The organism is Micromonospora sp. NPDC049523 (assembly GCF_040676775.1).
In the GTDB taxonomy this organism is placed as follows: domain Bacteria; phylum Actinomycetota; class Actinomycetes; order Mycobacteriales; family Micromonosporaceae; genus Micromonospora_G.
Window position 1 is genome coordinate 174,115 of record NZ_JBFAPP010000010.1, and the last position, 13,265, is coordinate 187,379.

13 protein-coding genes and 4 pseudogenes are annotated in these 13,265 nt (G+C 68.6%); 8 read left to right on the top strand and 9 right to left on the bottom strand.

What is annotated here, in order from left to right; translation table 11 throughout:
- The first annotated feature begins 243 nt into the window (after positions 1 to 243).
- The 4 genes and pseudogenes from AB0J90_RS18010 to AB0J90_RS18025 form a co-directional block, all read left to right on the top strand.
- A complete protein-coding gene (locus AB0J90_RS18010) occupies positions 244 to 846 on the top strand; it encodes a DUF4956 domain-containing protein (RefSeq protein WP_363597135.1) in 603 nt (200 codons plus the stop codon).
- Positions 843 to 1,670, top strand: a complete 828-nt coding sequence (locus tag AB0J90_RS18015; RefSeq protein ID WP_363597137.1) for a polyphosphate polymerase domain-containing protein — start codon at positions 843 to 845, stop codon at positions 1,668 to 1,670. Before AB0J90_RS18010 ends, AB0J90_RS18015 begins: the two co-directional genes overlap by 4 nt.
- Before the next feature lie 62 nt (positions 1,671 to 1,732).
- Positions 1,733 to 3,352 (top strand): annotated as a pseudogene (locus AB0J90_RS18020) (CotH kinase family protein); the annotation flags it as partial.
- A 36-nt stretch (positions 3,353 to 3,388) separates the two neighbouring features.
- Positions 3,389 to 3,772: pseudogene (locus AB0J90_RS18025) on the top strand (cellulose binding domain-containing protein); the annotation flags it as partial.
- Between the two features lie 105 nt (positions 3,773 to 3,877).
- On the opposite strand, the gene AB0J90_RS18030 reads toward AB0J90_RS18025, so the two are convergent.
- Complete coding sequence (locus tag AB0J90_RS18030; RefSeq protein ID WP_363597139.1) at positions 3,878 to 4,627, bottom strand: hypothetical protein; 750 nt, start codon at positions 4,625 to 4,627, stop codon at positions 3,878 to 3,880.
- Positions 4,628 to 4,712: 85 nt separating this feature from the next.
- On the bottom strand, positions 4,713 to 5,699 hold the full coding sequence (locus AB0J90_RS18035; RefSeq protein ID WP_363597141.1) for a helix-turn-helix domain-containing protein: 987 nt from the start codon (positions 5,697 to 5,699) through the stop codon (positions 4,713 to 4,715).
- A gap of 97 nt (positions 5,700 to 5,796) precedes the next feature.
- On the opposite strand from AB0J90_RS18035, the gene AB0J90_RS18040 reads away from it, so the two are divergent.
- Positions 5,797 to 6,393: a hypothetical protein gene (locus tag AB0J90_RS18040; protein WP_363597143.1), complete on the top strand. Its 597-nt coding sequence runs from the start codon at positions 5,797 to 5,799 to the stop codon at positions 6,391 to 6,393.
- Positions 6,394 to 6,430: 37 nt separating this feature from the next.
- Positions 6,431 to 6,631 (top strand): annotated as a pseudogene (locus AB0J90_RS18045) (Rid family hydrolase); the annotation flags it as partial.
- A 49-nt stretch (positions 6,632 to 6,680) separates the two neighbouring features.
- Here the strand turns inward: AB0J90_RS18045 and AB0J90_RS18050 are convergent.
- The gene (locus tag AB0J90_RS18050) at positions 6,681 to 7,145 is read right to left on the bottom strand and encodes a heme-degrading domain-containing protein (RefSeq protein ID WP_363597145.1); all 465 of its coding nucleotides are present in this window, start codon (positions 7,143 to 7,145) and stop codon (positions 6,681 to 6,683) included.
- A gap of 226 nt (positions 7,146 to 7,371) precedes the next feature.
- Here AB0J90_RS18050 and AB0J90_RS18055 point away from each other — a divergent pair, with 226 nt between their 5' ends.
- Entirely contained in the window at positions 7,372 to 7,812 is a 441-nt protein-coding gene (locus tag AB0J90_RS18055; RefSeq protein ID WP_363597147.1) for a carboxypeptidase-like regulatory domain-containing protein, read from the top strand.
- A 76-nt stretch (positions 7,813 to 7,888) separates the two neighbouring features.
- Here the strand turns inward: AB0J90_RS18055 and AB0J90_RS18060 are convergent, their stop codons facing one another.
- The 5 genes from AB0J90_RS18060 to AB0J90_RS18080 form a co-directional block, all read right to left on the bottom strand.
- A complete protein-coding gene (locus tag AB0J90_RS18060; RefSeq protein WP_363597149.1) occupies positions 7,889 to 8,557 on the bottom strand; it encodes a hypothetical protein in 669 nt (222 codons plus the stop codon).
- A gap of 91 nt (positions 8,558 to 8,648) precedes the next feature.
- The gene (locus AB0J90_RS18065; protein WP_363597345.1) at positions 8,649 to 9,098 is read right to left on the bottom strand and encodes an SRPBCC family protein; all 450 of its coding nucleotides are present in this window, start codon (positions 9,096 to 9,098) and stop codon (positions 8,649 to 8,651) included.
- 74 nt (positions 9,099 to 9,172) lie between these two features.
- Positions 9,173 to 9,694, bottom strand: coding sequence for a MarR family transcriptional regulator (locus tag AB0J90_RS18070; protein WP_363597151.1), 522 nt, complete (start codon positions 9,692 to 9,694; stop codon positions 9,173 to 9,175).
- A gap of 185 nt (positions 9,695 to 9,879) precedes the next feature.
- Positions 9,880 to 10,545, bottom strand: coding sequence for an MFS transporter (locus tag AB0J90_RS18075; protein WP_363597153.1), 666 nt, complete (start codon positions 10,543 to 10,545; stop codon positions 9,880 to 9,882).
- Between the two features lie 228 nt (positions 10,546 to 10,773).
- Positions 10,774 to 11,256 carry a hypothetical protein gene (locus AB0J90_RS18080; protein ID WP_363597155.1) on the bottom strand — a complete coding sequence of 161 codons (483 nt, stop codon included), beginning with the start codon at positions 11,254 to 11,256 and terminating at the stop codon, positions 10,774 to 10,776.
- Positions 11,257 to 11,628: 372 nt separating this feature from the next.
- On the opposite strand from AB0J90_RS18080, the pseudogene AB0J90_RS18085 reads away from it, so the two are divergent.
- Positions 11,629 to 11,972: pseudogene (locus AB0J90_RS18085) on the top strand (Type 1 glutamine amidotransferase-like domain-containing protein); the annotation flags it as partial.
- Positions 11,973 to 12,006: 34 nt separating this feature from the next.
- On the opposite strand, the gene AB0J90_RS18090 reads toward AB0J90_RS18085, so the two are convergent.
- On the bottom strand, positions 12,007 to 13,179 hold the full coding sequence (locus AB0J90_RS18090) for a thiolase family protein (protein WP_363597157.1): 1,173 nt from the start codon (positions 13,177 to 13,179) through the stop codon (positions 12,007 to 12,009).
- Between the last annotated feature and the right edge of the window lie 86 nt (positions 13,180 to 13,265).

Consider the following 13,265-nt stretch of genomic DNA (forward strand, 5'->3'; position numbering starts at 1 on the left):
TCCGCCATTCGCATCGATCGGCAGTAACGCCTCGCGCCGAACTTCCCTTCAGGACGGTCGGCTACCCACCCCAGGTCCAGGCGCTGAACATTCATTGACTTCTATCGATGTTTGCCCTACCGTCTCGAAAAGGTACCGAAAGTTTACCGGAAATTATTGCCCTCGACAGTTGCCGCGGATCGTCACCCGGCGGCACGGGCAACGCCGGGCCAGCCTGGCAGCGATTCGGGAGGAACGTACAAGATGTCGCAGCTCGTCCTGTTCGCGATTGACATCTGCGCGGTGGTGCTGCTCGTCTTCGGGCTCTACTTCCCGCGACACCGCCGCCGCGACCTCGTCGTCGCCTACCTGGGCGTCAACGTCGGCGTACTCGCGGTGGCGAGCGCGTTGAGTGCCAGCAACGTCGGCGCCGGGCTCGGGCTGGGACTGGCGCTGTTCGGCGTACTGTCCATCATCCGGCTGCGCTCGACGGAACTCGACCAGCACGAGGTCGCGTACTACTTCTCCGCCCTCGCCCTGGGCATCCTCGGCGCGCTGAGCACCACCTCGGTCTGGCTCAGCGGCGGTCTGATGGCGCTCATCCTCGCGGCGATATTCCTGGGCGACCACCGGCGGCTGCTCCGGCACTACCGACACCAGATCATGGTGCTCGACTCGGCCGTCACCGACCAGGTGGCACTCGTCGCCCAGCTGGAACAACTGCTCGACGCCCGGGTGCACGCCGCCACCGTCCAGCGGGTCGACCTGGTCAACGAGACCACCGTGGTCGACGTCCGGTATTCACTCGCCGGTCGCAGCCCGGCGGCCGCCACCGGCACCCCCGCACCGGCCGGAGCACGTCGATGAACCCGCCGTCCATCGGATCGTCGCTGGCGGACCTGGCCCCCGTCGGGTTGGCCGAACTGATCGACCGGGCCGCGCTGCAAACCCGGGTGGACCGCAAGTACCTGGTGCCGCTGGACGAGCTGCCGGACCTGCTGGACCGGCTCGCCCCGTACGTCCGGGTGCTGGACATCGACGGCGAGCGGGCCTTCCGCTACGAGTCGGTCTACTTCGACACCCCGTGGCTGGCCAGCTACCACTGCGCGGCATACCGCCGGCGACGGCGCTTCAAGGTACGCACCCGCACCTACCTCGACTCCGCCGAGTGCTGGCTGGAGGTCAAGATCAGTGGCGCGCGCGGAAGCATCACCAAACACCGGCTGCCGTACCGCCTGGAGGACCGGGGCACGGTAGACCCCGGGCGCGGCTTCGTCGACGAGACACTCACCCGCGAGTCGATCTGTCCCGGCGGCAGCACCCTCGAACCGATGCTGGTCAGCAGCTACCACCGCGCCACCCTGCTGCTGCCGGACAGCGCGAGCCGGGTCACCATCGACACCGGACTCAACTGGCACGACGGCCGCGCCACCCTGCAACTGCCGGGACTCGCGGTGGTCGAGACCAAGACCAGGGCGGCCGCCTCACCGGTCGACCGCCTGCTCTGGCAGGGCGGCACGCGGCCCGCGCGCATCTCGAAGTACGCCACCGGCCTGGCCGCCCTCCGGCTGGACCTGCCGAGCGTGCCGTGGCGGCGAACGCTGCGCCGCCATTTCCGGATCGCCGCATCCTCGACAGGCGCGACCCCGATCCACGTCCACCATCCTGATCAGGAGGCATCGTGCGTTTGACATTCCGCGGCACCGGCGCTGCGGCGGGGACCTTCCGCGTCGCGGGGGCCGCGACAGCCGCCATGCTCGTCGCCGCGCTTCTCGTCTCGTACCCCCAGCAGGCCGACGCCCAACCGGTCGCCGGCAGCGGCTCCTCGGCCGGCAGCCCGTCGGTCGGCCGCGCCGGAGCCGACACCGCTGCCGCCGACGCGGCCGCGGACGACCTGGTCGGCGACATCACCTTCTCCGTGCCCAGCGGCACCTTCCAGGGGGAGATGACGGTGTCGCTGGGCACCACGGTCAGTGGCGCGCAGATCCGCTACACCACCAACGGGCAGCTACCCACCGCCGCGTCACCGCTCTATCCGGGCACCGCGCTACGACTCACCCGCACCACCCAGGTACGGGCGCAGGCCTTCGTCGGCCAGACGGCATCCGGTGCGCCCGGCACCGCCGTGTACGTCGCCCGCGGCACCGCCACCGCACACGACCTGCCGCTGGTGGTGATCGACTCGTACGGCGCCGGCCGGCCCGATCGGGAGTACTTCGACGCCGCCACCATGATCTTCCAGCCCAGCAGCGGCGGCACGACCTCGCTGGCGGCGGCTCCGGCGGTCGCCACCCGGGCCGGATTCCACCTGCGTGGTCAGTCGTCGGCAACGCTGGAGAAGACGCCGTACCGGATCGAATTCTGGGACAACGACGGTGACGACGCCGACTACCCGGTGCTCGGCATGCCCGCCGACTCCGACTGGGTGCTGCGCGGACCGTTTCCCGACAAGGCACTGGTACGGGAAGCCCTCGTCTACGACCTCGGCCGGGAGATGGGACTGCACGCACCCCGGTACGCGTTCGCGGAGTTCTACCTCAACACCGACGCCGGCCCGGTCGGGGCCGACGACTACATGGGCGTCTACATGATCGTCGAAACCGTCAAGAACTCGAAGGACCGCCTCGACCTCAAGCAACTGGACGAGGACGACCTGACACTGCCGAAAATCAGCGGCGGCTACATCTGGAAGTTCGAGTGGTTGGCCGCCGAAGAGCCGACCCTGCCGTGCACCGGACCGGCGGCGACCTGCTGGAACTACCTCGAAGTGGCCGACCCGTCGCCACTGCAACCACAGCAGCGGGACTGGTTGCGCAACTACCTCCAGGAGTTCCACAACGTGCTCCGCTCAGCGAACTTCGCCGACCCGAACACCGGCTACCGGGCGTACATCGACGTCAACTCCTTCGTCGACCATCTGATCGTCAACGAGTTCAGCCGGAACATGGACGCGTACTACCGCAGCGCGCACTTCTACAAGGACCGGGATTCCAAGATCTTCGCTGGTCCGCTCTGGGACTTCGACCTGACCTTCGGGGTGGGCGGATACCTGAACAACAACCAGGTCGCCGGCTGGCAGTACCAGCAGACCCGGCAGCCGCAGGCCAACGACTGGTTCCCCCAGTTGCTGCGGGATCCCGCCTTCGTCGACCAGGTCAAGGCGCGCTGGCAGGCGCTGCGTCGCGGTCTGCTGTCCGACGCCGCCTTGCAGACCCGGATCAACGCCCTCACCGTGCCGTTGACCAACGGCGCGCAGCGCAACTTCCAGCGCTGGCCCAACCTGACGACGTCGATGATCGGGCCCTTCTTCACCCCGACCTCGCCCACCTGGCAGGGTCAGGTCCAGGCGATGCGGGACTGGCTGCAACGCCGCGCCGCCTGGCTCGACTCGACCGCGGGCTGGGGCGACCCGGTCAGCACACCCACACCCACCCCGACCACCCCGACACCCACCCCGACCACCCCGACGCCGACCACGCCGCCACCGGGTGGGGCCGGCTGTACGGCCACGTACACGGTGGTGAGCCAGTGGTCGGGCGGCTTCCAGGGCGAGGTACGGGTCACCGCAGGCGCCGCGGCGATCAGAGGCTGGACCGTGACCTGGACCTTCGCCAGCGGTCAGACGATCAGCCAGGCATGGAACGCGACCGTCACGAGCCAGGGGCCGGCGGTCACCGCCAGAAACGTCGACTACAACGGCGCACTCGCAGCCGGCACGGGCACGACATTCGGGTTCCTCGGGTCGTCCACCGGCACCCCCGCCACACCGACCCTGACCTGTACGGCGAGCTGAGCGCGGGCAGAGGCACCATCCGGTCGTACCCGCTCGTCCCGGCACCAGGCCTTGCCCGCCCGGTGCCGGGCGAGTGCCGCAGTGGTCTGCTGGCTGTCCGGGCGGTTACAGGGACCCGGACCAGGGCCAGTTGCTCCAGTGTGTGTTCGGTGGGGCGGTCGGCCGGTAGTGGGAGGGGTCGGCGGTGGCGAGCACTTCGGCGATCTGCCGGTAGATCTCCACATCGCTCGGCCGGATCTCGAACGGCACCCGCTCTCCGGGTGGCGCGTGCCGAGCGAGGTACTCGTGCTGGCGACGGCGCCGTTCCAGATCGGGACTGGGCGGCCTGACGCGCAAGGTGACGTGGTGCCACTCGTGCAGGCTCAGCACCTGCGGTAGGTCCGCCGGGACGAGTCGGCGAAGCTCGGCCTCGTCGCCGAGCAGCAGGTCGCGGTGCTCCGGTACGAGCAGCCGGAACAGTTCCTCGAGCGGGATCGTCGCGGCGGCATCCACGCGCAACTCCCGGCCCCGGACGACGATCGGCACCTGCCGGTACCGTGGCGGCTCGGGCTGCTCGTCCGACGGGTCTGCGAAGTCGAACAGGTCCCCGAAGTTGTCGACCCGGTCGAGGTGTAACGCCTCGTGACTCTCCGTGGTACCGACGAGGCAGTTGCCGAGAGCGTCCAGGACGTCCACGACATTGGCCGCGCGGGGGTCGTACCCGACGGTTTCGATGACCAGCGCCCAGCGTACGGCGTCACCGAAGGCGTGCAACCTGGTCGTGATCTGGTAGCTGCGCGGATTCCCCGGCTCCCGGAACCGCCCCTGCTCGGCCGCCCGGTCGAACACGGCGAGAATCTCTTCGGCCCGCACCACGTCACGCATCGTACGGGGCACCAGCGACGAGTGCCTGCTACCAGGGCCAGTCTTCATTCAGATCCTCCGCCCGCTCGCCGTGCCATCAGGAGTGCGGCGTCGAGCGTTCGGCGCCGCCGTGTACGTCGCGGTACCGCGACGGCGGGATCCCGTACCGCCGCACGAATGCCACGCGGAGCGTCTCGGCCGAGCCGAACCCACAGCGGGCCGCCACGCTCGGCAGCGGCAGTGAGGTGGTGACGAGAAGATGGGCGGCTGCCGCTGTGCGGGCGTGCCGGACGAAACGACCGGGCGTCTGGCCGACGTGTGCCAGGAACAGTCGGGTGAGGTGTCGCGGGCTGACTCCCGCCACGCGGGCCAGCGCCGCCGTACCGACGTCGCCGCCTAGGTTCGCGTTCAGGTGGTCGACCGTGCGCCGTACGACGTCGTGGTCAGGTGGTGGTGCGGCCGTGAACATGCTCATCTGCGCCTGGTTACCGGGGCGCTGCAGGTACGTGACCAGGTCGCGGGCGACCAGACGGGCTAGTTCGACGCCGTGGTCCTCCTCGACGAACGCCAGCGCCAGGTCGAGTGCGCTGGTGACGCCGGCCGCGGTGGAGATGTTCCCGTCCCGGATGTAGATCGGATCGGGGTCGACCTCGATATCGGGATACCGCGCGGCGAGCGCGTCGGCGAACCGCCAGTGGGTTGTCGCCCGCTTGTTGTCGAGTAGTCCGGCGGCGGCCAGGATGCTGGCTCCCGTGCATACCGACGCCACCCGTCGGCTGACCCGGGCCAACCGCTGGACATGGGCGACGACCAGCGGGTTCGCGGCCGCTCGCGCGTGACCGAGTCCCCCTGAGACGATCAACGTGTCGAGTGGACCGGTGAGCCGTTCCAGCGCCTGCCCGCTCTGCAACACCAGCCCGGGACCACACGTGACCGGCAGCCGCCCCGGGCTGATCACCATGGGCCGGTACGGGGTCCGCAGGTCGCCGATCACGTTCGCCATGCCGAGGGTGGTCGTCACGCAGGCGATGTCGAGGAGTTCGGCGTCGTCGTAGCCGACGATCGCGACCGGCCGCACGTCCACGTAGCGAGCCTAGGCCCAACGGACCGGCATCCCACAGTTCCGGACGTGCCGGGAAGCCATGATGGTGCGGCGCGCGTACCGCGGCGACGGTGTGGTCATGACAGAAACGACCCCCACCCTCGGCACGGACACGGACACGACCCAGGCGGCCGGATGGCTGCGCGTGGTGCCGATGCTGGCGCACCGGTGGCCAACCTGGCTGGGGCTCGCCTTCGCCGCCATCAACCTCGCCGACACCGGCGACGGCACCGAGTTCTCGTTCCTGCTGCTCCTGGCCGCCTCCGGTTACCTGCTCGTCGCGGTCCTCGACCGACCCCGTGTCACCTGGCCCGTGCTGTACGCCTTGGTGGCCGCCGTCGTAGTCCTGCGCCTGTTCGACTTCGATCCGTGGCCCGTGCTGGCGGTCGTCGCGGTCCTGGTCGTGGCGGTGGGTCTGGTCAGAGGCCAACTGCGCCGTCCCGGCCTGTACGCGCTCCAGTCACCGGCCGCACTGGGGTTCATCGCCCTCGGCCTGGCCGCCCTGTACGTCCCCGCCGACATCGGACGCTATCTCGTCGCCGCCGGGCTGTTGGCCCACGCCGTCTGGGACGGCATCCACTGGCGCGCCAACAAGATCGTCGCACGCTCCTTCGCCGAGTGGTGCGGCGTGCTGGACCTGGTTGTCGGCCTGGCGATCCTGATGCTCGTGCACTAAGCCACCGCGCGGTCGCCTACGTCTCGCCGCTCTCACGGCGATCGGGGCGCCGGCCGCGCTCGCCATCAGGACCAGGGTCATGCTGGTCGACATCACCCGCTGGCGGGAGGCGGCGCGGGCACATGGCGAACGGTTCTCCCGGGTACGGCCGGCGTGCACCTTCGTGGAAGTGTCGCGCTTCATCGATCCGGAGTGGTTGGTGGAGTTCGAGGTGGACGCCGTCGTGGGGACAGACTGACGACGCCCCGTCGGCGACGAGAGACAGCCGGAAGTCGAGAGACAGTTCCCTACTTGTTGCCGCGGGAGTCGAGGAAGAGTCCGAGGGCCTCGACGACGAGGCGGTGGTCGTCGAGTTGGGGCAGGCCCGAGACGGTGACGGTGCCGACCGGGCCGGTGCCCCTGAGGATGATCGGGAAGCAGCCACCGTGTGCGGCGTACAGGGCCGGTTCGAGGTGGGACTGCGCTTCGAAGGTGGTGCCGCGGTCGCGGTAGGTCTGGCCGACGAGGTAGGAACTGTGTCCGAACCGGCGTACGACACGGATCTTGCGTTCGATCCAGTCGTCGTTGTCGGCGCAGGTGCGGGGCAGCGCGTAGTGGAAGAGCTGGTGGTCGCCGAGGCGGATGTCGACGGTGACGGCGTGGCCACGCTCTCGGGCCAGCCCGACCAGGCGATTACCCAGCTCCCAGGCGTCGTTTTGGTCAAAGCGGTCGAACTGGAGGCGTTCTTCCTGCTCCTGAAGCTCCGGCGTCACGGCGTACGGCTCCCTTCCTCGGTCGTCGGAATGATCTAAACAGAGAGGAACCGGTGACTGGCTTCGCGGTTCTCGCAACTCGGCCGATCAACGGGTGGGCCGGTGGGTCTCCCCGTCCCACCCGTTCTCATGTCGGGCCGTAGTCGATGCCCTACCGTTTGTATTGGATGGAGCCGAGGTGACCGCATGTACGCCAGATCGCCTAGATCGTCATAAGGAGCCAGTAATGCGGACAATCCGCGCTCGCGTACTTATTTCGACGCTCTTCGCCGTCGCCGCGCTGTCGGCCTGCGGCCAGCCCTCGTCCACCTCGCCCGGCCTGCCCGGCGGACCCGGCGGCGACGCACCGGTCTCCGCGACCCATCCACCGGCCGACCCCAGCCGGGCGAGCAACCGGGGCATGGTCACCGGCACCGTCGCCCGCACCGACGGCTCGCCGGTACCCGGCGTGGGGATCGAGGTGAAGTCCGTGGACAACCCGGCCAAGCCCGTCCCCCAACTGGTCGTCACCACCGACGCCAAGGGCGTCTACCAGTGGAACCTGGAGCCGGGCCGCTACGAGTTCCACATCCGCACCGGGGGCACCGCGATCACGGGCCGGGCGGCACCACAGCCGGCCACCGTGACGGTCGGACAGACCTCCACGGTCAACTTCACCCTCACCTGACCGCCCACGCTCCGGGCGGCGCGATCGGCTCCGCCGCCGCGACCCACCTACCTGATGCCGCCGGCATCGGCGGTGGCTACGGCTGACATTGCTCGGCCCCTCGATCCGAAAGCACACTGACGGTTTGCCAGATGCCTTGCGCGTTCTTCACCAGCTTCGTGTTGTAGAGCACGTAGTCATCTCGGGGGTCGGCGGCCATCGAATAGTTGACCTTGCCCGTCTTCAGATCTTTGATGTACGACTTGGTCTCGTCGGAGCAGTAGATGAGTCCGGCGGAACCGTCGCTGTTGAAACTGACCTTGCGGTCGAAGAAACGAGTGACACCAACCCAGGTGTGACCCTTGTCCAGATACCCCTGGACGAAGGTTGCCGACCCTTCCAGGGCCTTGTCGGTGCTGTAGAAGCCGATAGCCGGATTTTGTGAGCCCTCGAGGATCGACTCGTCCATCGAATTGACCCACTCGGCGTTGTCTGCCAGCACGGCATCCTTCTTCGGATCGCCGGTGTGCTGCCCCTCGAAGACGTTCTCCGTCCCTGCGGGAAGCTTGATCAGCGGCCGTTGGACCGCGTTGGCCGCCTCAGCCGGAGTCTCGGTAGCGCTCGGCGACGCGGCGCCGCTCGGCGTTGCGCTGGCCGACGGATCAGTCCTGTCCGGATCGTCCGCGCTGGCTCCACCGCACGCGGTCAACAGCAGGATCGTCGACGCGGCGACCGCGACGGCAGCAGGAAAAGGGGTACGTGCCATGTTGGAATCTCCCGTGCAATAGCTGAATGCCGAACCAGTTCGGTCTGGTTCGAGGGACAGCGTCAGTAAGGTGGGTTCGAGCTGCTTTCCCTCAGTACGAGCGTCGTCCGCGCTCGGGAGCCGCCTCGAGGATCCGCTGCAATTCCAGCAGGTTCTTCCTCATGCCTTGGCTGAAAAGTTTCTCCGCGAGGGGTCCGAGGTGGCCGGCGAGGCCGGGTAGGCCCTGTCCGCTGATGCTGCCCTCGAGGGTCAGTCTCGTGCCGCCCGGCAGCGGCTCGAACCGGTACCGGTACCGAAACGGCGTCGGACCGTTGATCGAGGCGAACGTGACTTCCTCGTCCTGCCGAAAGGAGGTCATCTCGACGTCATTGTGCGCGCGCCCGCCCGGCAACGACCGTACGAGGTGGAAGTGGGAGCCATCCGCCGAGGCGGTGGCCTGCTCCACGGCCTCGTACCAGCGGGGCATGTTACGGAAGTCGGCGAGAAAGGCGAACACCTCCGGAAGCGGACGGCTGATGTCGAGCGATATGCGGAAAGTCATTTCCAACTCCTACGTTCTCAGGGTTCGATCGAATTCGTCGATCAGTGTCGGCGGAAGACCATGTTCGCGTTCGTTCAGGAGTCCGGACTATTCGGGCCCACATTTCGGCGGCCGGGGTCGGGTACGTCGGTCTGTTGCGCTTCGGCGCTCGCCCGCCGGGATATGGCCTGGCCCGCGGGCAGGTCGCGGACGAAGTCCCAGAGGAAGCCCTGAATCTGGCCGAGGTCACGCCCCTCGGCCGCGACGTCGATCGACTGGTAGAGCTTTTCCTCGATCTCGGCTACCTGCCCGCACAGGCGGACACCCTCCTCGGTGACGGACAGCTCGACATGGCGGCGGTCGTGCTCGGCCACCTTGCGGCTGACCAGACCGACGGCGACCAGACGGTCGACGAGCCTGCTCGGGCTGTTGCCACTCTCGCAGACGAGCAGTTCACCCAGACCGTTGAGAGTGAGCGGACCACGGTCTTGGAGGATCCGGATGACCTCGGCCTGGGACGGGGTGAGGCCGAGTGGCCGCAGGGCCTGGCCGAGCAACCGGTTGCCTTCCCGCTGCGCGGCCAGGATCAGAAATCTGAGTTCCTCAGCCGAACGCACCGCTCACCCCTCGTGGATCGACCTGTCCGGTGATGAGTCCCTTGCGGGAGCGGGCACCCGTCCAACGGGAGGGCGGATCGGACGAAGACCAAGATCGCGTCGCTTGCATGCAGATAGATTACACGACATACATGTCGTGTCAAGTAATGCCTTTGGCGAGGTCTCCCCTACTCCGCGAGGAGACGTCACGCTGCCGCCCTCACCGCCGATTGCGCGGCAGGGCGCTGAGGATGGGCGGGGACTCCCAGGCGGGTTCCCCACGGGCCTGAAAGCGCTCCAGGTCCGGCGCCACCAGGCGTGGACGGCCCGACAGAGGGCGGGGTGTCGCGGAAGGTCAGTACGGAGAACAGGAGCGCCAGGCCGGCCACCACCGCGACGCCCCAGAACAGCCATCGCCAACTACCCCCGGCGGCCTGCAGTGCGCCGATGGTCGGGCCGGCAGCCACCGCACCGAAGATGCACAGGTTCAAGATGCCAGCGGTGATCGGCATCTTGCTCGCCGGCCAGGAAGTGACCAGCGGGGGTAACGCGGCGATCAGCATCAGGCTGGTCAACAGCCCCTGGGCGATGAAGGCCCCGATGAACACGGGCGCGTTCGGGGCCGCGGCGGCGAGTACGGACGCGACGACGAAACAGACCTCGTAGACGACGAGCATCCGGCGCGGCGGCAAATGCATGGCGAGCTGCACGGCCAGCAGCGTGCCGACGGCGTACGCGCCGGCGGACATGCTGGCGACCACCTGCAACGTAGCGCGGGAGATGCCGAGACTCGGCGAGATGATCTCCCCGAGGGAAAGGACTGCCACCGTCAGGACCAGGTACGGGACCAGGGAACAGACGACGAGGACCACAGCGCCCGGGTAACTTTTGGCGAGAGGTCCCTGCACCAGCGCGCCATTCCCGCGGCATGGCCGGCTGAACCCAGACCGACTCCGGCGGTGTGGCAGGCGGCCGGGGCCAGCGACGGTTGCGTGCTCTTCGGCTTGCCGCGCGACGATCCCATCGACAACAACGAGTACGGCCGCCCGAATCCATGAGATGGCCGGGCCCGCGACGGGGCCCGGCCACCCGGAAGCGCGTCAGGCGTCGTTGAGGAAGTACGTCGGAGAGACGGTCACGCACACCCCGGCACAGACCCGGAACGTCAGTCGACTGCCTGAGTAGCCGCCGGTGCGTACCGTGCTGTCCTCGTAGTAGTCCTTGTTACAGGCCGCCCATCCCGAGCTTTGGCTGATGCACGTACCGTCCCGGTACTCCTCCCAGCCGTTGGGCCCCCAGAGCTCGTTCGACCACTCGATGGTCCCCTGGTCCCACCCTGGGCTCAGGTTGATCCACCACCGGTCGCCGTACTTCTGGAAGCAGCCCTGGATCGAGCTGGTCGGCGTGCTGCGGCACACCTTGGCCTCGCTACCCGGCGTCGCGCGCTGGGCGAGGTTCACGTCGGGGTCGGGCGGCGGGACCGCGCCCGCCGGGCCGGTGACGGCGAACGTCACCGCGAACACGCTCGCCAGGGTCAACAGCACCAGCGTCCACCTGCGCCGCATCCTACCTACGGACTCCATGCCGACCCCCTTCGATACTTCACGCCGATTCCTGCGCGCCATTTCTCCTCCAACCCGTCGCGAACACCGTGAGAGCGCATGCCACGAAATTCGTCGTTCGCGACCCTTTCCAATGTCGATTCACACGACCGATCCCGCGGAGCAGGAACGCCCCCGACCCGTTGTTGCAGCCCTTTCCCGATGACTGGTTCGCCAATGGGACCGGCGTGTCGGGATCGAGCGTATGAATGTGGGACGTGGTTCGCTACCGTCGATGGCTGTCCCGGACAGCGCACGCCTGTCCGGCCTGCTCGAACGCCCTGCCCGATCTTGTCCCGGACAGGCACCGGCGACGCGCCATGAGTCGTCAGCCCGCCATTCCCTGCCCGGAGGTACCTGTGCCATTGGATGCGGGAGTCGGGGCTGGCCGATCTGTTGCCATCGCTGCCTGACACGGTCTGGGTGGGAGTGAGTGCCGGAAGCATGGTGATGACACCCGGATCGGGGCGTACTTCGTCGAGTGGCCGTCCGCGCCGGACGACCGCACCCTGGGAATCGTCGACTTCTCGATCTTCCCGCACCTGGACGCCTTCCCGACGAACACCCTGGCGGACGCGCAGCGGTGGGCCGCCGAAATCGGTGTCCCGGCCTACGCCATCGACGAACAGACGGCCATCAAGGTCGCCGACGGCTCCGTCGAGGTGGTCTCCGAAGGGAGATGGACGAAGTTCGGGTGATGACCGGCGCCGCGGCGGGTGCGTCGGCCGTCGGTCAGCGTTCCAGGACGACCGCCAGCCCCTGGCCGACGCCGATGCAGATCGCCGCGACCCCGATGCCGCCTCCGCGTCGGGAGAGTTCGTGTGCGACGTGGCCGATGATCCGGCCACCGGATGCGCCCAGGGGGTGTCCGATGGCGATCGCCCCGCCGTGGATGTTGACCTTGGCGGGGTCGAGGTCGGGCCAGAGTGTGAGGCAGGCGAGGCTCTGCGCGGCGAATGCCTCGTTGAGTTCGACCACGTCCACGTCCTCCCAGGTGCGTCCGGCCCGGGCGAGGGCACGGTTGGCCGCTTCGACGGGAGCGATTCCGAAGATGTCGGGATCGGTCGCCGCAGCGCCGCGGGCGACGATCCGGGCGAGCGGTTCGGGGCAGCCCGGCGCGTTCTCGCCCCCGACCAGGATGGCGCTCGCTCCATCGTTGAGCGGCGAGGAGTTGCCGGCGGTGACGGTGCCATGTGGTCGGAAGGCAGGCGGCAGCGCCCCGAGGGCCGCGAGCGAGGTGTCTCGGCGGATCCCCTCGTCGTGGGCGAGCGCGACCCCGGGTACGGCAATCACCTCGCGATCGAAGACTCCGGCGTCCCAGGCCGCTGCGGCATGCTGGTGGCTGGCGAGCGCGAACTCGTCCTGGCGCTCGCGTGAGATGTCGTAGCGGTCAGCGAGAATCTCGGCTGTCTCGCCGAGCGGTACGGTCCACTGCTGCGGCATCCTCGGGTTGACCATTCGCCAGCCGAGCGTGGTCGAGTGCAGTGTCGCGTGCCCGCTCGGAAAGGGGTGTTCTGGTTTGGGCAGCACCCACGGCGCGCGGCTCATCGACTCGACGCCGCCGGCCAGGACGAGGTCGGCGTCGCCCGTCTCGATCGCACGGCTCGCCTGGATGACCGACTCGAGCCCCGACCCGCAGAGTCGGTTGATCGTCGCGCCCGGCACCGAGGTCGGGAGTCCGGCGAGCAGGGTGGCCATCCGCGCCACGTTGCGGTTGTCCTCGCCGGCCGCGTTGGCGTCGCCGAGGAGCACGTCGTCGATCGCTCCCGGGTCGAGGTCCGGGTGCCGTGCGATCAGGGCCTCGATGACGTAGGCGGCGAGGTCGTCGGGACGTACCCCGGCGAGTCCCTTGCCATAGCGCCCGAACGGGGTGCGGACGGCGTCGTAGATGAAACTCGCGGGCATCGGACCTCCCGGGGTCGTCGTCGAGTGGTCAGCGCGGGTACGGGGCGCGGGGGCGTCGCCCCGTACCCGCGCTTCGTTCCGTGGCC

What these genes read in the sequence shown, in the direction of transcription:
- AB0J90_RS18010 (WP_363597135.1), top strand. Translation starts at nt 244, where the DNA reads ATGTCGCAGCTCGTCCTGTTCGCGATTGACATCTGCGCGGTGGTGCTG.
- AB0J90_RS18015 (WP_363597137.1), top strand. Translation starts at nt 843, where the DNA reads ATGAACCCGCCGTCCATCGGATCGTCGCTGGCGGACCTGGCCCCCGTC.
- AB0J90_RS18040 (WP_363597143.1), top strand. Translation starts at nt 5,797, where the DNA reads ATGACAGAAACGACCCCCACCCTCGGCACGGACACGGACACGACCCAG.
- AB0J90_RS18055 (WP_363597147.1), top strand. Translation starts at nt 7,372, where the DNA reads ATGCGGACAATCCGCGCTCGCGTACTTATTTCGACGCTCTTCGCCGTC.
- AB0J90_RS18060 (WP_363597149.1), bottom strand. Translation starts at nt 8,557, where the DNA reads ATGGCACGTACCCCTTTTCCTGCTGCCGTCGCGGTCGCCGCGTCGACG.
- AB0J90_RS18065 (WP_363597345.1), bottom strand. Translation starts at nt 9,098, where the DNA reads ATGACTTTCCGCATATCGCTCGACATCAGCCGTCCGCTTCCGGAGGTG.
- AB0J90_RS18080 (WP_363597155.1), bottom strand. Translation starts at nt 11,256, where the DNA reads ATGGAGTCCGTAGGTAGGATGCGGCGCAGGTGGACGCTGGTGCTGTTG.
- AB0J90_RS18090 (WP_363597157.1), bottom strand. Translation starts at nt 13,179, where the DNA reads ATGCCCGCGAGTTTCATCTACGACGCCGTCCGCACCCCGTTCGGGCGC.